Annotated in this window: 24 protein-coding genes and 1 pseudogene; 16 read left to right on the top strand and 9 right to left on the bottom strand. The window is 28.4% G+C overall.

From position 1 onward, the window contains the following. The 10 genes from BUB01_RS13805 to BUB01_RS13760 form a co-directional block, all read left to right on the top strand. Positions 1–733: C40 family peptidase (locus tag BUB01_RS13805; RefSeq protein WP_143152498.1), on the top strand; the 733-nt coding region annotated here is incomplete at its 5' end. Between the two features lie 635 nt (positions 734–1,368). Continuing rightward, complete coding sequence (aroF, locus tag BUB01_RS13800) at positions 1,369–2,382, top strand: 3-deoxy-7-phosphoheptulonate synthase (protein WP_072988885.1); 1,014 nt, start codon at positions 1,369–1,371, stop codon at positions 2,380–2,382. A 113-nt stretch (positions 2,383–2,495) separates the two neighbouring features. Then, entirely contained in the window at positions 2,496–3,602 is a 1,107-nt protein-coding gene (gene aroB / locus BUB01_RS13795; protein ID WP_423231126.1) for a 3-dehydroquinate synthase, read from the top strand. Further along, the gene (gene aroA, locus BUB01_RS13790; protein WP_072988877.1) at positions 3,602–4,888 is read left to right on the top strand and encodes a 3-phosphoshikimate 1-carboxyvinyltransferase; all 1,287 of its coding nucleotides are present in this window, start codon (positions 3,602–3,604) and stop codon (positions 4,886–4,888) included. Before aroB ends, aroA begins: the two co-directional genes overlap by 1 nt. After that, positions 4,866–5,945, top strand: coding sequence for a chorismate synthase (aroC, locus tag BUB01_RS13785; RefSeq protein WP_072988874.1), 1,080 nt, complete (start codon positions 4,866–4,868; stop codon positions 5,943–5,945). Before aroA ends, aroC begins: the two co-directional genes overlap by 23 nt. A gap of 2 nt (positions 5,946–5,947) precedes the next feature. Beyond that, complete coding sequence (locus BUB01_RS13780; RefSeq protein ID WP_072988871.1) at positions 5,948–7,171, top strand: chorismate mutase; 1,224 nt, start codon at positions 5,948–5,950, stop codon at positions 7,169–7,171. Next, entirely contained in the window at positions 7,165–7,989 is an 825-nt protein-coding gene (gene aroE, locus BUB01_RS13775; protein ID WP_072988868.1) for a shikimate dehydrogenase, read from the top strand. Before BUB01_RS13780 ends, aroE begins: the two co-directional genes overlap by 7 nt. A 14-nt stretch (positions 7,990–8,003) precedes the next feature. Continuing rightward, the gene (locus BUB01_RS13770) at positions 8,004–8,543 is read left to right on the top strand and encodes a shikimate kinase (protein WP_072988866.1); all 540 of its coding nucleotides are present in this window, start codon (positions 8,004–8,006) and stop codon (positions 8,541–8,543) included. Between the two features lie 74 nt (positions 8,544–8,617). Further along, positions 8,618–9,052 carry a type II 3-dehydroquinate dehydratase gene (aroQ, locus tag BUB01_RS13765; RefSeq protein ID WP_072988863.1) on the top strand — a complete coding sequence of 145 codons (435 nt, stop codon included), beginning with the start codon at positions 8,618–8,620 and terminating at the stop codon, positions 9,050–9,052. 19 nt (positions 9,053–9,071) lie between these two features. After that, positions 9,072–9,914 (top strand): prephenate dehydrogenase, encoded by an 843-nt coding sequence (locus BUB01_RS13760; RefSeq protein ID WP_072988858.1) that lies wholly within the window; start codon positions 9,072–9,074, stop codon positions 9,912–9,914. Positions 9,915–9,945: 31 nt separating this feature from the next. On the opposite strand, the pseudogene ribA reads toward BUB01_RS13760, so the two are convergent. Continuing rightward, positions 9,946–10,545 (bottom strand): annotated as a pseudogene (gene ribA / locus BUB01_RS13755) (GTP cyclohydrolase II); the annotation flags it as partial. Between the two features lie 59 nt (positions 10,546–10,604). Further along, positions 10,605–11,663 (bottom strand): bifunctional diaminohydroxyphosphoribosylaminopyrimidine deaminase/5-amino-6-(5-phosphoribosylamino)uracil reductase RibD, encoded by a 1,059-nt coding sequence (gene ribD / locus BUB01_RS13750; protein WP_159433250.1) that lies wholly within the window; start codon positions 11,661–11,663, stop codon positions 10,605–10,607. Between the two features lie 268 nt (positions 11,664–11,931). Here ribD and BUB01_RS13745 point away from each other — a divergent pair, with 268 nt between their 5' ends. Continuing rightward, on the top strand, positions 11,932–12,489 hold the full coding sequence (locus BUB01_RS13745; protein ID WP_072988848.1) for a flavodoxin family protein: 558 nt from the start codon (positions 11,932–11,934) through the stop codon (positions 12,487–12,489). After that, entirely contained in the window at positions 12,490–13,161 is a 672-nt protein-coding gene (locus BUB01_RS13740) for a hypothetical protein (protein WP_072988845.1), read from the top strand. A 302-nt stretch (positions 13,162–13,463) separates the two neighbouring features. Here the strand turns inward: BUB01_RS13740 and BUB01_RS13735 are convergent, their stop codons facing one another. Continuing rightward, positions 13,464–14,027: a class IV adenylate cyclase gene (locus BUB01_RS13735; protein ID WP_072988842.1), complete on the bottom strand. Its 564-nt coding sequence runs from the start codon at positions 14,025–14,027 to the stop codon at positions 13,464–13,466. 345 nt (positions 14,028–14,372) lie between these two features. Between BUB01_RS13735 and BUB01_RS13730 the strand changes: the two genes are divergently transcribed. Further along, complete coding sequence (locus tag BUB01_RS13730) at positions 14,373–14,867, top strand: hypothetical protein (RefSeq protein ID WP_072988840.1); 495 nt, start codon at positions 14,373–14,375, stop codon at positions 14,865–14,867. A 43-nt stretch (positions 14,868–14,910) separates the two neighbouring features. On the opposite strand, the gene BUB01_RS13725 is transcribed toward BUB01_RS13730, so the two are convergent. The 4 genes from BUB01_RS13725 to BUB01_RS13710 all read right to left on the bottom strand — a co-directional run bounded on the left by BUB01_RS13725 (position 14,911) and on the right by BUB01_RS13710 (position 18,498). Further along, on the bottom strand, positions 14,911–15,366 hold the full coding sequence (locus BUB01_RS13725) for an S-ribosylhomocysteine lyase (RefSeq protein WP_072988837.1): 456 nt from the start codon (positions 15,364–15,366) through the stop codon (positions 14,911–14,913). A gap of 198 nt (positions 15,367–15,564) precedes the next feature. Then, entirely contained in the window at positions 15,565–16,473 is a 909-nt protein-coding gene (locus BUB01_RS13720; protein ID WP_072988834.1) for a PLP-dependent cysteine synthase family protein, read from the bottom strand. 121 nt (positions 16,474–16,594) lie between these two features. Continuing rightward, a complete protein-coding gene (locus tag BUB01_RS13715; RefSeq protein ID WP_072988830.1) occupies positions 16,595–17,746 on the bottom strand; it encodes a trans-sulfuration enzyme family protein in 1,152 nt (383 codons plus the stop codon). Between the two features lie 128 nt (positions 17,747–17,874). Further along, complete coding sequence (locus BUB01_RS13710; protein WP_072988828.1) at positions 17,875–18,498, bottom strand: class I SAM-dependent methyltransferase; 624 nt, start codon at positions 18,496–18,498, stop codon at positions 17,875–17,877. A 573-nt stretch (positions 18,499–19,071) separates the two neighbouring features. Here BUB01_RS13710 and BUB01_RS13705 point away from each other — a divergent pair. Further along, the gene (locus tag BUB01_RS13705; RefSeq protein ID WP_072988825.1) at positions 19,072–20,109 is read left to right on the top strand and encodes a nucleoid-associated protein; all 1,038 of its coding nucleotides are present in this window, start codon (positions 19,072–19,074) and stop codon (positions 20,107–20,109) included. Between the two features lie 170 nt (positions 20,110–20,279). Here the strand turns inward: BUB01_RS13705 and BUB01_RS13700 are convergent, their stop codons facing one another. Together BUB01_RS13700 and BUB01_RS13695 are read right to left on the bottom strand one after the other, a co-directional pair. Continuing rightward, entirely contained in the window at positions 20,280–20,660 is a 381-nt protein-coding gene (locus tag BUB01_RS13700; protein ID WP_072988823.1) for a DUF4363 family protein, read from the bottom strand. A gap of 18 nt (positions 20,661–20,678) precedes the next feature. Further along, positions 20,679–21,380, bottom strand: coding sequence for a DUF421 domain-containing protein (locus BUB01_RS13695; RefSeq protein ID WP_072988819.1), 702 nt, complete (start codon positions 21,378–21,380; stop codon positions 20,679–20,681). 192 nt (positions 21,381–21,572) lie between these two features. Between BUB01_RS13695 and BUB01_RS13690 the strand changes: the two genes are divergently transcribed. Together BUB01_RS13690 and recQ are read left to right on the top strand one after the other, a co-directional pair. After that, positions 21,573–23,243, top strand: coding sequence for a nucleoside kinase (locus tag BUB01_RS13690; RefSeq protein WP_072988816.1), 1,671 nt, complete (start codon positions 21,573–21,575; stop codon positions 23,241–23,243). A gap of 251 nt (positions 23,244–23,494) precedes the next feature. After that, positions 23,495–25,261 carry a DNA helicase RecQ gene (gene recQ / locus BUB01_RS13685; RefSeq protein ID WP_072988813.1) on the top strand — a complete coding sequence of 589 codons (1,767 nt, stop codon included), beginning with the start codon at positions 23,495–23,497 and terminating at the stop codon, positions 25,259–25,261. The last annotated feature ends 331 nt before the right edge of the window (positions 25,262–25,592 follow it).

Here is a 25,592-nt window from a genome sequence, read left to right as displayed (position 1 = left end):
AATCGTTATGTTTTATGACTATGGTAATGCTAAAACTAGTGCATGGACATTAATAAATAACAATGATACCTATTCTACAAAAGAAAGTTGGGTAGCTCCTTCTTTTGATGCAAATGCAATAACAGGCAGGGTTGCTTCTACTAGATATAAAGGTAAACAAAAAGATAAAATTATAGCTATGTATGATTACGGAAATTATAAACCTGCTGCAATGAGTTGGGAACAATCATCCGGTAATAACTTAGTAGCAAAACGTGAATTAGATTTTGGTAGTTACGATGCAACAAGAATTACAGGAAGATTTGTAATAGGTAAATTTGACGGTTCTACTACAAGAGTTGCTGCGATGTATGATGGTACGTATGTAAATCCTAATTTAGATGAAAGACAAAAAATAATTACTTATGCAGAGCAATTTTTAGGAAGACCATATGTCTGGGGAGGACATGGACCTGATTCCTTTGATTGTGCTGGATTTACAGCTTATGTATTTTCACATTTTGGATATGGAGTATCAGGAAACACATATGAGCAAATAAATCAAGGTACACCAATATCATTTAATGAATTACAACCTGGAGATTTAGTATTCGAAAGAGGAACAGCCTCAAGACCAGAACATGTAGGAATATATTATGGAAAAGGACAAATAATACATGCTGCAAATCCAAGAGATGGTGTAAAAATAGGACCAATATCAGACTATGTTGCAGCTAGGAGAATAATAAAATAATTAAAATGTATTATCCTTAATTTTTTATAATAAATTTTAATTATTCTTATAAATCAGTTTAAAGGTGCAATTTATATATGAAGTACTTTGAGTATTAATTATGATTTTTATACCCTATAAAGTAGAAATTGAAAAAAATTTACTTTATAGGGCTTCTGGTTTTTGGTATAAAAATAATGACAATAGGTAAAATTTTATACTTTAGGATGTAGTTTTATTTAATTTTAAATAGTAACAAACTTTAATAGAGAGTTAACTACCATAAGCAATAGGATAAGGAGTTATATAACATACTGTTCTGAAACAATATTATTTACAATATTTAAAATAATAAATAATTGACTTATATATATTGTAAGAGTATAATGAGTTAAAATGGAATTAAAAGTAAAACGGAGGACTTATGAATAAATTAGTGAAAGAAATGGTAGTACAATTTTATAGCTTTTACTTTAGCTGGGGCTTTAATTTTAGCGCTGGTAAATTGTTCTACAAAAAAATATGATTTTTGCTAATGGGTTAAGCATATTCCAAAATTAAATTCCATGTAATTAGGTAGTATAGTATGAAAAAGACTCATTAATATGAGTCTTATTTTTTTACTTAAAAATCAAATTTAAAAGGGGGCTTATATCATGATAGTAATTTTAAAACCAAAAACAAAAAAAGGAGACGTAGATAAGCTTATAAATAAGCTAGAGTCGCAAGGGGTTCAAGTTCATCCTGTAGATGGAGCAGAAATAAGCATACTTGGGTTAGTTGGAGATACCACTAAAATAGATTCATCTAGCATTGAAGCTTGCGATATAGTTGAAAGGGTTATGTATGTACAAGAGCCATTTAAAAAGGCAAATAGAGCTTTTCATCCAGATAATTCAATAATTGATGTTTGTGGAAGAAAAATTGGAGGAAAAGAAATAGCTTTAATAGCTGGGCCTTGTTCAGTTGAAACAAAGGAGCAGATAACATTAATTGCAAATGAAGTTAAGAAAAGTGGAGCAGGTTTTTTAAGAGGAGGGGCTTTTAAGCCTAGAACTTCACCTTATAGCTTTCAAGGGCTTGGTGCAGATGGTCTGGAACTATTAAAAATTGCAAGAAAAAATACAGGACTTCCTATAGTTACAGAAATAATGTCGCCACATTATATAGAGAAATTCGTTCAGGATGTTGATATAATACAAGTAGGAGCTAGAAATATGCAAAACTTTGATCTTTTAAAGGAGCTTGGAACAATTAATAAGCCAATACTTTTAAAGAGAGGGTTATCAGCTACCATAGAAGAACTACTTATGTCAGCTGAATATATAATGGCAGGTGGTAATGAAGATGTTATTTTATGTGAAAGAGGAATAAGAACTTTTGAAACATATACAAGAAATACATTAGACTTAAGTGCTATACCAGCTATAAAGAAATTAAGTCATTTACCAGTAGTGGTTGATCCAAGTCACTCGGCAGGTAAGGCTTGGATGGTAGATTCACTTTCGAAGGCTGCAGTTGCAGTAGGAGCAGATGGTCTTATAATAGAGGTTCATAATAATCCTGCAAAAGCACTTTGTGATGGGCAACAATCTATAACACCTGCAAGTTATGATAAACTAGTTTCAGAATTAAGACTTATAGCAGAAGCAGTTGGTAGAGAAATATAAGTTTTAATAGTGGAGATGTTAATTGATAAGTTTGAGAGTTAAGAAAATAATAATTTTTAACTCTTAGTTTTCAATATTTAAGAAAAAAGTACATTAAAAAGGTGGATTAAATAATGGAACTTACAGTGAAGCTTAAGGATAGAAGTTATCCAATAATTATAGATAAAGGATTAAGACATAGTTTTGGACAAAAAATAAAATCTATATTTAGAGGTAAAAAAATAGCTGTTATAACAGATACTAATTTAGAAAGATTATATGGAGAGGAAATTTTCAACAATTTAAGTGCTTCAGGATTTGATACTAAAATTATAGTTATAGAAGCTGGTGAGAAGAGCAAGAGTTTTAATACTTTACCTTTTGTTTATAATGAACTTTTAGATTTTAAAGTTACAAGAAGTGATTTAATAGTTGCGTTTGGTGGTGGAGTTGTTGGAGATTTAGCAGGTTTTGTCGCATCTACATTTTTAAGAGGTATAGATTTTGTTCAAATACCTACATCACTATTAGCTCAGGTAGACTCAAGTGTAGGGGGTAAAGTAGCTGTTGATTTGGATAGAGGTAAGAATTTAGTAGGTAGTTTTTATCATCCTAAGATGGTACTTATAGATATTGAAATTTTAAATACATTACCAGAAAGATTTTTCTATGATGGTATGGCTGAGGTAATAAAATATGGTTGTATAAAAGATAGAAAGTTGTTTGAGAGACTAGAAAGTTTTGAAGATAAGAAGAATCTTATGGCAAATATAGATGAGGTTATTTATACATGCTGCAATATTAAGAGAGAGTTTGTTGAACGTGATGAAAGAGACACTGGAGATAGAATGATGTTAAACTTTGGTCATACATTAGGCCATGCAATAGAAAAATATTTTAATTATGAAACCTATACTCATGGGGAAGGTGTTGCTATAGGAATGTATACTATAACAGTATTATCTGAAAAGTTAGGCTTTTCAAATACTGGGTTAGCTGAAAGGATAAAGAATATACTTATAAAGTATAACCTTCCATATGAATGTGATTTGTACCAAAATAAATTAACAGATGGTAATAGAGAATGTGTAAAGAAAACCAATAATGAAATAATAGAAACTATTATGCTAGATAAAAAGAATATCAATAATTATTTAAATATTATATTAATAAAGGATATAGGGGATTGTTTTATTCATAAAACAAATCAAGAATTCTTTTTATTAGAAGGAGGTAATTGATGAGTTATATAAAGATAAAGCCTAAAAAGTTAAATGGTGAAGTTAATATACCACCTTCAAAAAGTATGGCACATAGAGCTGTAATATGTGCCTCCCTTTCTAAGGGAACTAGCATAATTGAAAATATAGATTTTTCAGATGATATAATAGCGACTATAAAAGCTATGAAGGCTTTAGGTGCTGATATAGAGCTTGCAGGTAATAGACTTATTATAAAGGGAGAAAATATCTTTAAGAAATTAGATGAGGATATTTTAATAGATTGTAATGAATCTGGCTCTACCTTAAGATTTTTAGTTCCTATATCAATTATAGAAAATAACCGAGTAAAATTTATAGGAAGAGGTAACTTAGGTAAAAGACCACTTGACATATATTACGATATATTTGAGAAACAAGGAATTTTATATGAATATAAAGATGGAGAGTTAGACCTTAAAGTTTCAGGAAGACTTAAAGGTGGAGAGTTTAAGGTTAAAGGGAATATAAGCTCTCAATTTATTAGTGGATTATTATTTTCATTACCTATGTTAAAGGAAGATTCTAATATAATAATTACAACAGAATTAGAATCTAAGTCATATATTGATTTAACATTAAGTATGCTTGGGAAATTCGGTGTTGAAATTATAAATAATAATTATAAAGAATTTATAATAAAGGGAAATCAAGAGTATGAAGCAAGAGAATATAGAGTTGAAGGTGATTATTCACAAGCAGCATTTTTCTTATCTGCAGCAGCTATAGGAAATAATGTAATATCAAAGGATATAGATATAAGTTCACTTCAGGGAGATAAGGAAGTACTAGATATATTAGAAAAAATGGGATGTGATTTGAGTATTACTAAAGAGGGTGTAAAAGTACAAGTTAATACTCTTAAACCTACAATAATTGATGGCTCAAGTTGTCCAGATATAATACCAGTACTTACAGTTGTTGCTGCCTTAACTAAAGGGGAAACAAAGATTATAAATTCAGGTAGGTTAAGAATTAAGGAATGTGATAGATTAAGAGCTATTACTACGGAGCTTAGTAAGTTAGGTGCTAACATTATAGAACTTGAAGATGGTTTAATAATAAATGGTGTGGATGGATTAAAAGGAGCTAAAGTAGATAGTTATGATGACCATAGAATTGCTATGATGCTTGCAATAGCTTCTACTAGGTGTGAGGGAGAAGTTATACTTAAAAATCCTAGCTGTGTTAGTAAATCCTATCCTAACTTTTGGAAAGATTTTATTAAAGTAGGAGGTGAATTGAGTGAGTGGAGTATGGGGAAATAACATGAAGATTTCTATATTTGGAGAATCACATGGAAATGGTATAGGGATTGTTATAAATGGTCTAGAGCCAGGATTTGAAATTGATTTTGATTATATAGATAAAGAAATGGAAAGAAGAGCACCAGGTAGAAATAATTTATCAACAGCTAGAAAAGAAGCTGATAAGGTAGAAATTTTAAGTGGTATATTTGAAGGTAAAGTAACAGGTGCACCTATATGTGCTGTTATTAAAAATATTGATACACGTTCTAAAGATTATTCACTTTTAAAAGATGTAATGAGACCTGGTCATGCTGATTACCCAGGATTGATAAGATATGATGGCTTTAATGATTATAGAGGTGGAGGTCATTTTTCAGGTAGAATAACTGCACCGTTAGTATTTGCAGGAGCACTAGCTAAACAAATATTAGAGAAAAAGGGTATATTCATAGGAGCTCATTTAAAAAGCGTAGGGAAAGTAGAAGAAGCTTATTTTGATTCTATAAATCTAAATAAGGAGACTCTTTTAAGTTTAAGGGGAAAAGAATTACCTATATTAGAAGATAAAAATTTAGAAAAAGTAAAACATGAAATACTTTCAGCTAAAATGGAGGGAGATTCTGTAGGTGGAGTAGTTGAATGTGGGATAATAGGATTAAAAGCTGGAATAGGAGATCCATTTTTTGATTCAGTTGAAAGTACTATAGCTCATTTAGCTTTTTCAGTTCCAGGAATTAAAGGGATAGAATTTGGAGCAGGCTTTGACTATACTAAAATGAGAGGATCTGAAGGAAATGATGAATATTATATGGATGGTAAATGTATAAAAACATATTCCAATAATAATGGTGGTATAACTGGTGGCATAACAAATGGAATGCCTATAATATTTAGAGCAGCAGTTAAACCAACAGCATCAATTATTAAGGAGCAAAGAACTATAAATGCTAAAACTTTAGAGGATACAAAATTAGTAGTGCAAGGGAGACATGATCCATGTATAGCACAAAGGGCATTGGTAGTTATTGAAACAATAGCAGCTTTAGCTATTTTAGACTTAATAGGAGGCAAATGATTATGGAGGATTTAGATTGGTATAGACAAAACATAGATGAAATAGATAAAGAATTGGTAGAACTTTTTGAAAAACGTATGTCTATGGTTTTAAAGGTAGCAGAATATAAAAAGAAAAATAACATAGAAATTTTCCATAAAGATAGGGAAATACAAGTTATTGAAAAGAATGTAAATAGGCTTAAGGATTCAGATTTATCTTCATATACTACTAGGTTTTTTCAAACTTTGATGAATCTTAGCAAAGAATATCAAATTGAAAATATAGAAGTTAACACCGATAAAGTAGCAGCAAATAATCTAAAACTAGAAAAAAATAAGGTGCTAAATGTTGGTTTTTTTGGAGTTAAAGGGTCATTTAGTGAAGAGGCTTTACTAGAATATTTTAAAGATAATTATAAAATAGACGGTAAAGAATTAGAAGAATGTAAATGTAGTGATGAAGCTTCTTGTATAGAGACCTATGATTATGAGGAATTTGAAGACTTATTTGAAGCTTTAAATAAAGGTGATATAGAATATGGAGTTTTACCTATGGAGAATTCTTTTACTGGAGCAATAACTAAAGTTTATGATTTGGTAAGAGATTATGGCTTTTATATAGTAGGTGAGGAGAGATTAAGAATTTCTCAGAATTTACTAGGGGTTAAAGGTACTAAAATAGAAGAGGTAAAGGAAATCTATTCACATACACAAGGGTTTGAACAAAGTACAAAATATCTAAAGACTCTTAAGGATTGTAAGTTAACTCATTTTCATAATACTGCTATAAGTGCAAAGCTTGTAAGAGATTTGAATGATAATACTAAGGCTGCTATTGCAAGTAAAAGAGCTGCTGAGATTTATGGTTTAGAGATATTAAAAGCAGATATAAATAATCAAAAAGATAATGTAACTAGATTTGTAATAGTATCAAAAGAACTTAGAGCAGAAAAAGATGCTAACAAATTAACAGTAGTATTTTCACTTGGAAATAAATCAGGTCAGTTATACAACATTTTAAGATATTTTACTGAAAATAATCTTAATATGATAAAAATAGAATCAAGACCAATGGGAGATAGCAATTTTTCACATTATTTATATATAGATTTTGAAGGTAGTATACAAGGAGAAAATGTCAAAAAGGTACTTGAATTAGTAGAGCAAAATAGTACTAATTTTAAACTTTTAGGTGCATATAAATCTTGGGAAACACATAAAGGAAGGGATGGAGCTAAATGTTAAGTTATGGTCTAATTGGAGAAAAACTAGCACATTCTTTATCACCAAATATTCATAATATACTTTTTGATTTATTAGGAATGCAAGCTAAATATGATCTTTTTGAGGTTGAAAAAAAGAATATATTAAAAACAGTAAATAAATTGAAAGTTCTAAATATAAAAGGAGCAAATGTAACTATTCCATATAAAGAAGTCATAATGGAAACTTTGGATAATATATCTGAAGAAGCTCTAAATATAGGGGCAATAAATACAATTAATATATTAGATGGAAAAGCTTGTGGATATAATACAGATTACTTTGGTTTTAAGCTTATGCTGAGAAAATTTAATATAGATGTTAAGGACTCTGTAGCGGTAGTATTAGGAGCAGGGGGAGCATCTAAGGCTATTCTTCAAGCTTTGTTAGATGAAGAAGCTAAAGTTATTTTGGTATCAAGGAATAAAGAAGAAGCTAAGATTAAATTTAAAGAAACAAAATTTATAAGTAAGATACCTGTTATAGATTATAAGGATTTAATGAATCTAGATAAAGGTGATATCATAATAAATACAACACCATGTGGAATGTATCCTAATATAAAAAGTTCAGCAGTTAGTATAGAGGTTTTAAGCAAATTTAAAACAGCTATAGATATAATTTATAATCCAGAAAAAACATTATTTTTAAAAGAAGCTGAAGAGGAAGGATTAAAAATTGTTAATGGACTATATATGTTAGTTGCTCAAGCTATAAAGTCAGAAGAAATATGGAATAACATCAAAATAGATGAAGTTATTATAGATAAAATATATGATGAACTTAAAGTCAGCCTTTAAAGGAGGAATTTAATTTGTATGATGGGGTTTTACTTATAGGAATGCCTGGTTCAGGAAAGAGTACCTTAGGAGCTTGTTTAGCAAAAAGGCTTTCTTATGAATTTATAGATATTGATAAAGTTATAGAAGAAAAAGAAGGATTAAGCATACCTCAAATTTTTGAAGCTATGGGTGAAGAGTATTTTAGAAAAAAAGAAAGTGATGCTTGTATAAATGCTTCTTCAAAAAGTAGTGTAGTAATATCAGCAGGTGGAGGTATAGTAAAAAATACACATAACATGGATGCTTTTAATAAATTTCTTATAGTTTTTATAAATAGACCACTGGAGCTAATAATGTCTGATATAGATACAGATTCTAGACCATTACTTCAAGAAGGAAAAGAAAAATTAATAGAGCTATATAGAGAAAGAATAGATTCTTATAGAACATATTCTAATATTGAACTAGTTAATGATGGGACTTTAGAAGAGATAACAGAAGAATTGTTATATAAAATAAAACAGGAATTGAAAAACAGTGGAGAATTGGAAGAAAAAGGTGGTTATAATTAAAGAAAGATAACTATTAACTCTCAATTTTTATGATTTAATATTATAATATATATTTAATATAAGGGGTGATTTTTTTGAAATTTATGATAATAAATGGGCCTAATTTGAATTTATTAGGAATAAGAGAAAAGAATATATATGGAACTAAAAGTTTTGATGATGTTATAGATTATATAGAAAAAGAGGGAAAGGCGTTAGGTCATGAGCTTACTTTCTTTCAAAGTAATATAGAGGGTGAAATAATTAATAAAATTCATGAAACATATTTTAATGGATATGATGGAATTATAATAAATCCAGCTGCATATACTCATTATTCTATAGCTATTTATGATGCGTTGAAAGCTGTAGATATAAAAACTGTAGAGGTACACCTAAGTAATGTACACAGTAGGGAAGAAATGAGACATAAATCAGTAACAGCAGCAGCTTGTATAGGCCAGATTTCTGGTTTTGGAGAGTATGGATATGTTATGGCAATGAATGCTTTAGAAAATAGTTTAAAGTAAAAATAATTGGGGGCTTAAAATGAATATTACAATAGTTGGTCTTGGGGTAATAGGCGGAAGCTATGCATTAGCTTTAAAGCCTTTGAAAAAATATAGATTATTTGCTATTGATAAGGATGAAGATACATTAAGAAAAGCTGAGAAGTTAGGGATTATAGAAAAGGGCTACAGTTTGGAAGATAATGTTGAAGAGGTAATTAAAAATTCTGATATTATAATAATATCTATTTATCCTAGCTTAGTTAAAAGTTTTATAGAAAATAATAAAGCTTATTTTGCAAAAGGTACTGTGATAACTGATGCAACAGGGGTAAAAGGTTTATTTGCTCAAGAGATAATTAAGATTCTTCCAGATGGAGTAGATTTTATATTTGCTCATCCTATGGCTGGAAGAGAAAAAAAAGGATTAGATTATGCATCAGCAGAAGTTTTTAAGGGAGCAAACTTTATAATAACACCAATAGATAATAACGCTATTTCTAATTTAAAGCTTATAGAGAATTTAGCTTATGAAATGGGTTTTAGTAATGTAAAGTATTTGGGACTTAAAGAGCATGATAATATAATAGCTTATACAAGTCAGCTTCCACATGTTTTAGCAGTTTCATTAATAAATAGCGAGGCTTTAAATGAGGATACAGGTAAATGTATAGGAGATAGCTATAGAGATTTAACTAGAATAGCTAATATAAATGCAGAACTTTGGAGTGAGTTATTCCTAGGAAATAAAGAGAATCTTCTAAAAAATATATATGCTTTTGAACATGAAATGAAAACTATAAAAGAAGCTTTAATAAGGGATGATAAAGCTTCTTTAGAAGAGATTTTTAAAAAATCAACAAGTAGAAGAGAAAAATTATAGCTGTAAGAGGATTTTCCTCTTACAGCTATTTTTAATATAAATGACCCATTTTTTCTTTCTTTGTCTTGAAATATTTTTCATTATGGAGATTAGTTTCCATTATTAAGGGAACTCTTTCAACTATTTCAATACCATGAGTTTGAAGACCCAAAAGTTTTTTTGGATTATTTGTCATAAGTCTTACTTTTTTTACATTAAGACTTCTTAACATTTCAGAACCTATGCTGTAATCTCTCATATCAGCAGGGAAGCCTAAAGCCAAGTTAGCTTCTTCAGTATCCATACCTTCTTGTTGAAGTTTATAAGCTCTTATTTTATTTATAAGACCTATACCACGTCCTTCTTGTCTTAGGTATAAAAGTACACCCTTACCTTCTTTTTCAATAGCTGCCATAGCAGAAGCTAGTTGTTCTCCACAATCACATCTTTGAGAGTGGAAGGCATCACCAGTTAAACATTCAGAGTGAACTCTAACTAGAACTTCGTCATCTTCTGAAAGTTCTCCTTTAACTAAAGCAACATGATGTTCACCATTTACCTTATTAACAAAGCCAACTATTTTAAAATCACCGTAGGCTGTAGGCATGTTTGCCTCTTCAACTTTTACCATAACTTTTCTGTTTTCAACTTTTTCATTTTTATCTAATAAATCGCTAGTGTTTATATACATAATAAATATCCTCCTTAAAATTAGCTTATATAACCTTTAATTATTACATCATTACCTATAATTTCATGAGATACTTTATTTAAGACTATAGCATCTCTCATTTTCTCAATTCCATTACCAGATACTGGCGTTATGGCGTTTTTACCACCTATTATTTTAGGTGCAACAGCAGCATAAACTTTATTTACTATTTTACTTTCAAATGCTGAAGCTAACACAGCGCTACCTCCTTCTATATAAAGGGAGTCTATATTGTTATTTCCTAAGGCTGTTATAATATCTTTAAAATCTAAATGACCATTTTTCTCTTCAAATTTTAATATTTTAGCTCCGGTTTTTAATATTTCTTTTTCTTTAGACTTTTGAATTTTAGAAGAACATAAAATTAATGTTTTTTTATCCTTATCTATTTTAAAGATGTTGGAGTCTAATGGTAGATCTCCATACTTTGATAAAATAACTCTAAGTGGATTAGAAATTTTAATTCCTTCTAATCTTGTGGTTAGCATAGGATTATCCTGTTTAACAGTATTTTCACCAACCATAATAGCTGAAACTTGTTGTCTTAAGTGATGAACAAATTTAAGACTATCATCACTACTAATCCATTTCGAATCATAAGTTTTAGTAGCTAATTTCCCATCTAGAGTCATTGCCCATTTAGTAAAAACAAATGGGGTATTTGTTTTTGAATAATGTATATATATTTCATTTAATTCTTCACATTCTTCTTTCAAGATTCCTAAAGTTACTGAGATACCATTAGTTTTTAAAGTTTCAATTTCTTGTCCATTTTTTATTGGATCTAAAGTTCCTACTACAACATTTTTTATATTTGTTTCAAGTAGTTCTTTAAAATCAGATTCAATATTTATATAAAGGGTAGAGTTATCCAAACTTTCAGTAGCTGAATTAATCGCCATATTTATAGCACTTAAAGAATCGAAATTTTTAAGATAGCCTTGGCCTATAACTTTACTATCTTTAACAATAATAGCTCCAACCAGTGGCTTAGGATTTACAAAGCCGCTTCCTAGTTTTGATATTTCAATAGCTTTTAGCATATAATTTTTATCCAACTCTAAATCCTCCTGAAAAATTTCTTTATTTAATGTCATTATAGCATAAGAAACAATAAAAGTTAAGTAATAATCATTATTTATTAAAATAAATTAATAAGTCAGATTTAGATAAAAATACATAAAAAATAAAGAAAAATATATATTTAAATAAATATAGCTCGAACGAAAAAAATTAAAAAATATGGATTTTCCAATAAAATACAATTATAATATGTTTATGGTAAATTTTTACAATTAATATATTATGTTTAGTCGAGGTGATATTATGGCAGTACTTGTATTAAATTCAATTAATAAAGATGTAGATTATTATAAGAGAATAAAAGATGTAGTAACAGAGGAGCTTGAGTTAAGTGGCTCTGGTAAATTAGTTAATGTTGAAGAAAGTAATATAGGAAATTGTGTGGGGTGTTTTGGATGTTGGATTAAGACACCAGGAGAATGTGTTCTTCAGGATGAAGGAAATATTATAGCAAAAGAAGTGATAGAAGCAAAAAAGGTTATATTAATTACAGAAATAAGTTTTGGAAGTTATTCTAGTATAACTAAAAAAGTAATAGATAGGCTTATGCCAAATGTTACTCCATTATTTAAGCTTATAAATAAGGAAACTCAATATAAAAAGAGATATGAAAATTATCCAGAGATGGTAGTGATAGCTGTAAGTGATGAAGATGAGCCAGAAAAAGAGCTATTTAAAAATATAGTTTCTAAGAAAAATGCAGTGAATTTTAATAGTAAAGAAACAAAGGTTAAATTTATATCTCCTAATAGTATTTATTTGGAAAATGAACTTTTTAAGTTTCTGAAGGAGGAAATTTAGATGAAAAGCGTATTAAATATAATAGGCTGTGATAATGCAGATCAAAGTGTTTCATATCAAATAAGTAAATTTGTTGAAGAAAAGGTATTAAGTAAAGAATTCAGATTTATAAATATAACAATAGATGAATTGTTTTCGAATAAAGTAAAATTAACTTCAACAATAAATGATTTATATGATTATGAAAATGTAATAGTATATACCCAATTATACATGGGTGGATTCTCCTCCAAGCTTATAAAAATTTTCGAAATATTTGCAAAGCATAAAAGAGATTCAAAAAGGACACCGTATTTTTCCATTGTGATTAATTCAAATTTACAAGAAGAATTAAATGCAAAATACAACATCTCAAGTGCTAAAGTTTTTTCAGATTATATGGGCTTTAAATGGCAAAGAGGTGTTTATATAGGACTAGCAAAATCAGTGGAAGGAAAACACTTTGAAAGGTTAGGAGCAACTTATGATCCAGTTATAAAGGAATTACTTATGTTTTGTGCAGACTTAGTAAATGAGAAGCAAACTTATGGAGTTAACTTTGCTACTCCATATCTTCCTAAAAGACTATGGATAAATTCAAATAATATGTACTGGAAACGGCAAAGCTTAAAGCATAAGTCATTAAGTAAAATTAATTTTAGACCGTATATGCTTAAAGTAAAGCAATGTTGAAATTAAGATGAATTCTTATATACGAAGGATAAAGATGTTTTCTATTTATAATTAAATATTACAAATAGATAATAGTAATTTAAAATAGTTAAAGTTTTGTAAAGTAACTTTAAATTTGAGAAAATAAATAAAAAAGAATAAAATTTTAAGTTGAAAAACATTTTTGTTTATAAATTAAGTCATTTTAGAGAAGTTTCAATATGTAATTTTATGATGTATGGAGCAGATATTAATTTTCTGTTACTTGGAGTAAGGTAGAACAAGAAAGTTAATATCTGCAACCAGTACCTAGTGCGAATACATTAAACGCCCTTTTTATCACTTGAAGGAGATAGGCCTCTTTCTTTCAGAATTTCATAAATAGTTTTAGAGCTTGTGTCATTAATTGTATAACCAAGTAAAGATACTATTTCATTAAGCTCTTCTTCAGAAGTAGTTTCTATTTCTAAATAAGGAAATGGGCAAAATAAAGGATCATTTATATCTATTTCAATAAGAGAGTTTTTATATTTGTAACTTTCTCTATATTTTTTTATAGTTTCTACTAATACAAGACCTAAACTATAAAATATCTTTTCAGCTACTTCACCGTTCTCAACTGCAGTTTCATTTTCCTCCATAACCTTAAATTTTTCTTGGCTAAGCATTTTTTTTGTTGTCATATAATAAACAGTTTTATTATTCAATCTATCATTAACAGTTCTAATCCTTGCATAGCCTTTCTTATCTAGCATACGTCTATCAGGAAAATCAAAAAGCTTATTTATTTGATTTTCTGATTTAACATTTTCACATTCAAGGTTCTTAAGTATATTTCTTATATTATCAACATTAATATCTAATATTCTAGTTTCCAATTCCTGCATAAAAGCACCTCTTTTAGTTAGTATTCAATATAGTATTTTAATTATAGACTACTATCTGTAATAATAAAAGAAGTATTAATAAACTAAGCAAACAATGTAAGTTTTAATTGCAATAGATTTTGTAGAAAAATCCAAATAAATATGATAATAGTTTAATAAGAATAGGAGAGATTAGTGAGATTCTATAATTTTATAATATTAAGGCACAAAATATTATAAAAAGCAAATATTTATGATATAATATCCTTACATAAGGACAAGTTGTTAAAGTACTTTTTGGGATGAGAAAATTTTTTTATGATGGTAAAGGACAAATGTTGAGTAAAAAATTTTATGGAGGGAACTATGGATAATTTTAAGGAGCAATTAGTCAGGATAGAAGATATAGTTATATATAATATAGCTTATGGGATTAGTATAGTTTTATTTGTATTATCTTTAATTTCATTAATATTTGTGGGTATTAGTGTTGCAGTAATTTTGGCTATTTTAGCGGGTGCATTGTTTTACTTTAAAAGATTTCTATATTGTGAATATGAATATATAATAACTAATGGAGAAGTAGATATAGATTGTATATACCAAGTTAATTCAAGAAAAAGCAAGCTATCTTTTGAAGTTAAGGATACATCTTTGATTGCAGCTAAAGATAGTGAGGATTATAAAGGTTTCTCTAATAAACCTAAGGATATAATTAATTGTATTCCTAAGGGTAACAAGGACAAGGTATATGTTGCAATACTTAATGAGGGGTCAAATAAGAAACAAATAGAGTTTGTACCTAATAAAGAATTTTTAGATATTTGTTTTTTATATAATCCAAAGGTTGTAAAAAGATAATAATAGATAAGCCCTAGCAAAATTTTGCTAGGGCTTTGTATATTTAATCTCTATAAAATTTATCACTTATGCCTTGTTCTAGAACTTTTCTTGCGTGTTCTTTAGCTAAATCTAAAGAATGGAGACTAGCAGTTCCACATTGTAACTCATTAGCGGCAGGAACTTCAGTTGCTTCCAATACCTTGTTCAAGGAGTAAGTAAGTGCTTCTATTACCTTTTGAACAGATACATCACCCCAAGTTATCATATAAAATCCAGTTTTACATCCCATTGGTGATATATCTATCATATCAGGTAAGATTTCCCTCATAAGTCCTGCTAATAAATGTTCTAAGGAATGCATTCCTGTTTCAGATAAGACTTCTTTATTAGGTTGAGTAAATCTTAAATCAAATTTTGAAATAGCATCTCCTTTTTCTCCATATTTAGTTTCTACTTTTCTTACATAAGGAGCTTTAACTTTTGTATGATCCAATTGAAAACTTTCTACTTTTACCATAATAATTATCCACCTTTCATCTATATAATTAATTGTATAGTTAATTACCAGTTTTTACAACTGATTATAATATAATCAGTTATTAATTATATATGTTGCAATTTGAAATCTATATTTATATTAATATATTTGTTAAACACAAACTAAAGCTAATACTAAATTTAATTTGTAGAAAACATATTACAACATATATAAATCCTAAAATAAGTCAGTGCTAAAGTATCTTTCACCTCTGTCAGGAAAAATCACAACGATATTTCCTTTTTCTATAGTAGAAGCAAGTTTTAATGCTGCTGATAAGGCAGCTCCAGATGAAGAACCAAGTATTAGACCTTCTTTCTTAGCTAAAAGTGTGACTAGGCCAAAAGCCTCTTCATCTGTAGTTTTGATAACTTTGTCTACTAAATTCATATTCATAGTATTTGGAATAAAGTTATTACCTATACCTTCAACTCTATAGCAACTTTCATTACCGCCACCCATTGTTGAACCTTCTGGATCGGCTAAAATACCTTGTATATTAGGAAGTTTTTCTTTTAAATATTTAATAATACCTGAAAAAGTTCCGCCACTACCAGCTCCAGCTACTAAATAGTCTATATTTCCATCTAAATCTTCATAAATTTCTTTACCAGTAGTTTCATAATGGGCTAAAGGGTTGGCAAGATTATCAAATTGCTTTAATGATATGGAATTAGGAATTTCTTTTAACAATTCATTAGATTTATTAACAGCTCCCTGCATGCCTTCTTCTTTAGGAGTATTTACTATTGTAGCGCCCAAGGCTTTCATAAGTTTTTGTTTTTCAATAGAAAACTTAGTAGGAACTACAAAAATAACATTATATCCCTTGTTAATAGCAGCCAAGGCCACCCCAATACCAGTGTTACCAGCTGTAGCTTCAATAATAGTAGATCCTTCCTTTAAAAGTCCATTCTCTTCAGCTTCCCTTATCATATAAACTCCAATTCTATCCTTACAACTTCCTCCAGGATTAAAACTCTCAAGTTTTGCAAATATATTAATCCCTTCCTTTATACCTAAATTATTAAGTTTAAGCAAAGGAGTTCTACCTATTAAATCACGTATATCATTATAATAATTCATCTTAAACCCACCTCTTTTTATAAGTTATCAACTCAAAATATAATTTATTATGCATAGCCTGTAGGAAGGTGGAAGTAGATTAATTTTTGGTGACTTGGAGCGTAGCGACGGAACAAGAAAATTAATCTACTTCCACCAATCTTGCAGCGTCAATTGCTACCTCGATATCCTTTAAGATATCATCTTTGTTTTCTATTCCTACTGATAGTCTTACTAGGTTTTCAGTTATTCCTATACGTTCTCTAAGTTCAGCAGGTAGAGCTGCATGAGTCATAGTAGCAGGATGGCATAATAATGACTCAACTCCGCCTAAGCTTTCACCAAAGGTCACAAGCTCAAGATTATTTATAAATTTAATATAGTCAATGTTAGAATCTAACTTAAAAGCAATTACTCCACCAAAGCCTTTAGCTTGTTCTTTTTGGATTTCATGACCTAAATGACTTTCTAGTCCTGGGTAGTATACCTTTGATATATTAGGATTAGAATTTAGCTTACTAGCTATATATCTTGCATTTTCTTCATGTCTATCCATTCTAACAGCTAATGTTTTAATTCCTCTTATTAAAAGGAAACTATCAAATGGCTGAAGTATACCACCAGTTGCATTTTGTATGAAGTGAAGTCTTTCTGCTAGTTCAGAGTTATTAACTACAACAAGACCAGCAACTAAGTCACTATGACCACCTAAATACTTAGTTCCAGAATGAACTACTATATCTGCACCTAGAGTAAGTGGATTTTGGAAGTATGGAGTCATAAAGGTATTATCAACTATAGTTAATAATCCATGCTTTTTAGCTTCAGTAGAAGCTTTTTTAATATCTACAACATCTAAAAGTGGATTAGTAGGTGATTCAACAAAGATTGCTTTAGTATTTGCGTCTATATTATCTGAAACTTTGTCAAAGTCATCTATAATATCATAGGTTATTCCAAAATTCTTAAATACTTTATCGATAACTCTAAAAGTACCACCATAAAGATTATTTGTTATTAAAACTTTATCACCAGATTTAAATAAGGTCAGTACAGCAGTTATAGCTGCAAGTCCGGAAGCAAAGGCAAATCCATGGGTACCTCCTTCTATATCAGCAATTAGTTTCTCAAGAGCTTCTCTAGTTGGATTTCCTGTTCTTGAATATTCATATCCACTATGTCTTCCGAATTCTGGTTGTTTATAGGTAGAAGTCTGATAGATTGGAACATTAACAGCTCCAGTTCTATGATCTCCATCAATTCCACCGTGTAATAATAATGATTCTATATTCATAAAATATCTCTCCTTTTAATTTAATTTATTTTATAAAACTCATATTTAGTTTTGTTTCTAGTAGTAGGTTTGATTAAGGAAGGATAAAGTTTTATTATTAGAAGTTAGTTTATCTAAATAATAATTTTTTATTTTGTGCCTAGTGCTATAAAAACTCCAGTTTCGGTAAAGTCGCCTTTAGAAGAAGAACCTTGACATTTTAAGCCAGTACTTGAAACTGATATATTTTTAAAACCAGCTTCTTTATACCATTTTTCAATTTGTGGATGATTAAAGCCGAGCCAAACATCAAACATTTCTTCCTTTGCCCAGATACCATCATGTTCTTCAACATCAGTTATAATAACTTTACCACCAGGTTTTAAAACTCTAAAAATTTCTCTTATTACTTTATCTGGATTTACAACATGATGAAGTGCCATGTTCATGAATATGATATCTATGGATTCATCGAAAAGAGGTAAATCTTCAGCATAGCCCTTAATAGGATAAATGTTATTTAAATTATCTTTTTTCGCTGCTGAATATAATTCTTTAAGCATATTAGTAGAAGCATCTATTGGAAATACAATTTTGGCTTCTTTAGCTACTTCTAAGGATATAAAACCAGTGCCTGCTCCTAAGTCAGCCACTATTTTATCCTTAATAGAAGTGCAACATATGGCTTTCTCCCTCAACTCATCTTTAAAATAATGAACTCTTATTTCATTCCAGTCTTTAGCAATAGTATTAAAATAATTTACTGAACTCATAATCAATCTCTCCTTTCTAAAATAGATTTTAAATTTAATATTAAAATATAATAAAACTAAAAAAACTCCGTCTCAATAATATAGAGACGAAGTAAAATCCGCGGTTCCACTCTAATTTGGATAAAATTATCCACACTTAAATTCTTTAAAGCACATTCATGCTCTATCACTGTAACGGGTGAACCCGAATAGCTCTACTTAATAGTTAGTTTTAACTAATTTCGAACTACTGCTCCAAAGGGCACTTCACATAAATTCTGATAGGATGCTCTCAGCATTACATCCCTCTCTGTTAGGCATATTTAAGAAATTAATGAACAAATAGATTTTTATTTTTTGTTCATTATTTAAGTTACGTATTTCTTATGCCAAATCATCCTAAATGCTACTTTCCTTCTTCCTCACATTTAATTCCTAGTAAATCTATATGTTTTATTATAATTATATTATATGCTTAAGATTAATTTTGTCAACAATTATTTTTAAAAATTATAAAGTTGTATAAATTAAATTGCTTTGATAAAATATACTTTAGGTTTGTTTAGATTAGTTGTTTGAAAGGGTGGTTTTATAGTGGAATATGTAAGTGATATAAATATTTTAGAAGCTGTTATTCACATAGTTGATGCAAACGGTGATGAACCAATTTTAAATGAATATAAATTAGAATTGACAGATGATATTTATAAATTTCTTTATAAACATATAGACAGAGCATTTAAGGATGATGAACTTAAATATGCAGTTTTTAATTCAGAAAGAAATATTGTTAGAGAAGTTTCTCAAGAATACTTAAGTGGAGAAAATAGAGATTTAGTTGAGGTTTCAAAGGAATTTGCAAGGCAAATGTTTGCTATAATTAAAGGTAATGCAAATATTCCAAGTTGTGATCTTATAGTGGTTTCTTTGGTTACGGATCAAGGGCGCATGCTTGCTATATTAAAGATGGATTATGTTAAAAACTTTACTCATAAAATAGATTTTGTAGAAGATAAAATAGGTATTGGGATAATAGAACAGGCGTCAGGATTACCTGCATCTAGTCAAAAGGTTCAAAAGTGTGCATTTATAAAACCTATTGTAGAAGGTCAAACTGTAGACTTAATGGTTATAGATAAACAAAAGAAATCTAAGGATGAAGATGAGTATGGAGCTAATTATTTTATAAATAGCTTTTTAGGATGTACAATAGTTACAAATGAAAGAGATATGACTAAAACCTTTTTAAAGGCAACAGAAACTTGGACTAGAAATAATATGTATGAGAATGCTGATACAGCAGAGCAAATAAGAACTACCATAAAATCTAAACTTAGGGAAGAAGACAATATAAATATAGAAGAGCTTTCTAAGGAACTATTTAAGGAATATCCACAAGCTGAAGAAAGCTTTAACCAATTTGTTATGGGACATGGACTTGAAGAGGTTGCTGTAGATAAGCAGTGGGTAGAAAAGAAGCTTAGTAGAGTTAGACTTAAAATAGATAAAGATATTGATTTGTATTTAAATGAGGAAGCCTATAAAGATAATAGTAGGTTTGAGATACAAAGAAATGGTGATGGAAGTATAAATATGATCATTAAACATGTTATGAATTATATAGAAAAATAATAAATTAATAAGAGTAGGAGAATTTTATTTAATAATATCCTACTCTTTTTTATTATTTTAGAAATTTATAATTAAGAATTCAACTTTATAAATATTTTATAAAATTATGATAAGAATAATAATTTTAATGAGTTATGTATCATATTGGAAAACTATAGTTTTCGTTAAACTTAGAATATGTTTTTTATTCTGATATCTTGTAATTCCTTTATAGAATCAGCAGAATGTTTTATTACATGTACTGATGCCAAAGATTCCGATTTGTTTTTAAATTTGGCGTATTGAGATAATTTAAGAGTTTCATTATGTAGTAAATCTACTTCTTGATGATTCATATATACAGATATAAAGGAAAAAGAATCATCAATATCATTCATAAGCTTAATAGAATCATTATAACTTTTATCCCAATCTTCGGAGTCTATAAGGTTTTCTATAACTTCACATTTTTTAATTATATCATCGCAAAGAGATATAACCTCATCATGAGAATATTTTATAAAAATAAACATAGAAAGAAAGATTAAAATAGAAATTATACTATTTTTCAATTTAATCATCTCCTCATATTAAGTTAGATACTCATCCAAATTTTCTATTTCGTTTTTTGATTGATAGAAAAGCTTACCATTAGAATCAAGCATAGCTATATAGAGTTCATTTCTAGTAGGTGCTTTTTCTTCTTGAAGAAACTTGTCAAACCAAGCTTCATCTTTATTAATTTTCTGAAATGATTTATTAATAAGTTTTCCGTTTAATAAAAGTAAAATTGGTAATTGTTCTTCTTGAGCTTGAATTTTCAAATCTTCTTTAGAAACTGGTTGTTTTTTAATTTTTGGTATTATTGATATCTGTCCATTGTTTTCTAATATAGCATATTGAATATCACTTATATTGAAGTATCCATTTAGTCTAAGCTCTTCCATAATATCATTTATATTTATTCTCTGATTTTTTAGTGTTTTTAGATTTATTTTACCATCTTTTATTAAAATACAAGGGGCTCCATCTATAAGTTTTCTTATAAATGGAGATTTTTGCTGAAGTTCAGAGAGAATTGTTTTAACCATTAATAGAGTTATTATAGGTATAATTCCGAGTAATAATGGTAATCTAGTATCTTGCATTGGTAATGAAGCTAAATCTGAAATCATTATAGTTATAACTAATTCATAGGGTTGTAGTTCTCCAATTTGACTTTTTCCCATAAGTCTAATAACAAGAACTACTAAAGAATAAAGAATAATTGTTCGAATAAGAACTATAAACACACTATATCAACTCCTTACAAGATACTATGTGAAATTTTAATAAATTTTATTCTAGATGTAATAACTTTTTTATGAGTAATTGTATAATATTAGATGTATAATAGTTATTAAGGGTATATTAAAGCAAATAGTAGGCTAAGAATGAGAAGAGTACTTTTCTTTAGATAGGCCTTAATTATAGGAGGGAAAGCTTTGGACTTGTTAAAACTTAAGTTGGAAAATGGAAAAAATAAAGTATTGGAAAATGGTAGTGAGTATTATAAAGCTATAGAAGAGATTTATGAGGAAAATTTAAAAAGTAATGATTTACCAATAGTTTTAGTGAGAATAAATGGTGAATATCATGAGCTTACAACTAAAGTAGAAGGAGAAGGTCTTGTAGAAGGGGTAAGAATAGATGATGGGTTGGCTATGGCAGCATACGGAAGAACTCTTCAGTTTGTTTTTATTAAAGCAGCATTAGACATATTTAAAGATGCAAGGATAACTATAGAACATTCAATAAGTAAAGGTATTTTTGGTGAAATACATAAAGAAGAAGCTTTAAATGCTGAAGATCTAATTTTAATTAAGAAAAGAATGGCTGAGCTTATAAATCAAAATTTAAGAATAGAAAAAGTAAAATTTTTAAGAGAAGATGCTATAAAAATCTTTGAAAATTATGGTATGGATGATAAAGTTAAGTTATTAAAGGAACTAAAAAGTGAACATGTTAAGTTATATAAGTTAGAAGATAGATATGATTACTTTTATGGATCAATGGGCTACTCAACAGGAATACTTAAAAATTATGATGTTATATATTATGATCCTGGTTTTATATTAATGAGGCCTGAAACTAGTAATCCTACTGAAATTCCTATGTTTGTTGAAAATAGAAAGTTATTTAATATCTTTTATGAGACAGATAAATGGTTATCTATTTTAGATGTACCAGACGTTGGGTCATTAAATGAAAAGGTTAATCCAGAAGAGCTAGGTGATTTAATAAGAGTTTCTGAAGCTTTGCATGAAAAGAAAATAGCTTACATTGCAGATATGATAAATGATAGAAAAGAAGTAAAGATTATTCTTATAGCAGGACCATCATCTTCTGGGAAGACTACATTTGCAAAAAGATTAGCTATACAACTTAGGGTAAATGGTCTGATTCCAATACCTGTATCATTAGACGATTATTTTGTAAATAGGGTAGATACACCAATAGGAGAAGATGGAAAGCCTGATTTTGAAAGTATAAATGCGTTAGATTTAGAGCTTTTTAATAAAGATTTAAATGAAATTTTAGAAGGTAAGGTAGTGGAACTTCCAACTTATAATTTTAAAACAGGAGAAAGAGAGTGGTTAGGTAATAAGATAAGTTTACCTGAAAATGGTGTTTTAATAATAGAAGGAATTCATGGATTAAATGATAAGTTAACATCTACTATTCCTGACTTTAATAAATTTAAAATATATATATCAGCTTTAACACAGTTAAATGTAGATAATCACAATAGAATAGCAACAACTGATGTTAGAAAGGTAAGAAGAATTGTAAGGGATTATTTGTCTAGAGGGTATGGAGCAGAGGATACATTAAACATGTGGCCATCTATAAAAAGGGGAGAGGAAAAAAATATATTTACTTTCCAAGAAGAAGCTGATGTAATGTTTAATTCTACTTTAGTATATGAACTTTCAGTACTTAAGAAATATGCTTTAGCTGAATTAGTAAAAATAAATCTAGAAAGTCCAGTATATTATGAGGCAAAAAGACTTATTTCGTTTTTGAATTTTTTCAAGGAGATAGATAAGGAGAAGGTTCCAGATAACTCTATACTTAGGGAGTTTATTGGAGGTAGTTGTTTTTATAAATATTAATCATTAATATTTATAATATAATAAATATTATATTATAAAAATATCTGATGAGTAAATTTTAAGAGTGGGGATTTTTATATATCTCCACTCTTAATTTTTACTTTTTAATAATTGATTATTAGTGAATTGGGTGAAATATGAAAAATAAGGTTTTATATGATATAATAATTGAAGAGAAATTGTTGTTAAGTAATATTAATAACATATAGGGTTAGGATTTTAAAATTTAGTCTAAAAAAAGGGAGTTTTTAATGCATAGAGCGTTTGAGATTTTAAAGGAATTTTTTGGATACACCTCTTTTAAAGAAGGACAGTATGAGGTTATAAAAAATATTTTAAATAAAAGAGATACGTTTGTAATACTGCCAACTGGAGCTGGAAAGTCTATTTGTTATCAAATACCAGCGATGATATTAGATGGAGTAACTATTGTTATATCACCTCTTATTTCACTTATGAAGGATCAAGTAGATAGTATGAGGTCTGTTGGAATACCAGCAGCTTTTATAAATTCAACCTTAAGCTTAGATGAAATTGCAGAGATTACGAATGAGGCTAAAGTAGGAAAGTTTAAAATAATATATATAGCACCTGAAAGATTAAAATCTGAAAATTTTATTAAACTGTTAAGTGGAATTGATATAAGTCAGATTGCTATTGATGAGGCACACTGTGTATCACAATGGGGGCATGATTTTAGGCAGAGTTATAGAGATATACAAGGATTTGTTAATAAGTTAAAGGTTAGGCCAATAGTCACTGCATTTACAGCAACTGCTACAAAAGAGGTAATGGAGGATAGTATAAGGTTATTAGGTCTTATTAATCCATATATATATATAGGTAGCTTTAATAGAGAAAACTTAAATATTACAGTATATAAGGAAGAGGATAAACTAGAAAAAACAAAAGATATTATAAGAGAAAGAGAAGAAGATTCGGGTATAATATATTGTGCAAGTAGAAAAGAAGTAGATGGATTATATGAGTATTTAAAAGATAGGGGCTTCTCAGTTGGTAAATATCATGCTGGTTTAAGTGATGAGGATAAAAACTATTTTCAAGAGGAGTTTTTATATGATAATTTTTTAATAATGGTGGCTACTAACGCATTTGGAATGGGAATAGATAAATCTAATGTAAGGTATGTTATACATTTTACTATACCTAAAAATCTAGAAAGTTACTATCAGGAAATTGGAAGAGGCGGAAGAGATGGGGAAATTTGTGGATGTTATTTATTATACTCTAGAGATGATATAAGAAGACAAGAGTATATAATAAATACTTCATCAATATTAAATAGACGTGAAATAGAATTAAAGAAACTTCAAGCTATGGTTAATTTTTGTGAAAGTGAAGAATGCTATAGGGCTTTTTTATTAAAATACTTTGGAGAAATTAATATAAGACCATATTGCAATAATTGTAGCAATTGTTTAAAAAATGAGAATTTAAATGATATTACAATAGAAACCCAAAAAATTCTTAGTTGTATATATAGAACTAAAGGAAAATATGGTGAAGCAGTAATTATAGATATTTTAAGAGGAGTTTCAGGACCTAAAATACAAGAATATGAACTAAATAAATTATCTACTTATGGAATAATGAAAGAATATTCAGCGAAATCGATAAAAGATATTATAAGAGAGCTTATAAGTCAAGGATATTTAAATAGAAAAGATGGAACATATTCTATGGTTAAATTAAATGAAAAATCTTTAAATGTATTAAAGGGTAAAGAACATGTAATAGCACTTTTAAACTTTAATAAAGTAATTTGTTTAGATGAAGAGTTATTTAAAAAGCTTAGAATTTTACGTAAGGATTTAGCTAGGAGAGAAAATGTTAAACCATATATTATATTTTCAGATGCTACACTTATAGAAATAGTTAACAATTTACCTACTAGTAGAGAAGCTTTATTAGAGATAAGAGGAGTAGGTAAGAATAAAGTCGAAAAATATGGGGCATTTGTATTATCAATAATAAGAAATTATAAAAAAGAAAGTTGATTTGAATTAGGTGTAAATACATTTCAATTAACAAATAATGCATTTTAATCCGAAAAAAATACATTTTAATAATAAATAGTTATAAAAATGGCTTTAAAAATTACAATATAATAAATATGAAAAAAGATACAAAAAATGTAGAAAATTTTAGAGAAATATGAGATAATTACTATAGAAAGTTAAATGAAATTCAAAAAAATTTTTATTTAGCTTTCAAACATCTAATTGTAGATTTTATATCCCTAAACAACTTTAAATTAAGGGAGGTTGCTCCCTACAAATTATTCTCTCACCCTCTAGTACCCTCAAAGCTAGAGGGATTTTTTTTTGC

Source organism: Clostridium cavendishii DSM 21758 (genome assembly GCF_900141845.1).
GTDB lineage: Bacteria > Bacillota > Clostridia > Clostridiales > Clostridiaceae > Clostridium_AG > Clostridium_AG cavendishii.
The sequence above is the reverse complement of the archived record's forward strand: the minus strand, read 5'-3'. Positions and strand labels throughout refer to the sequence as shown.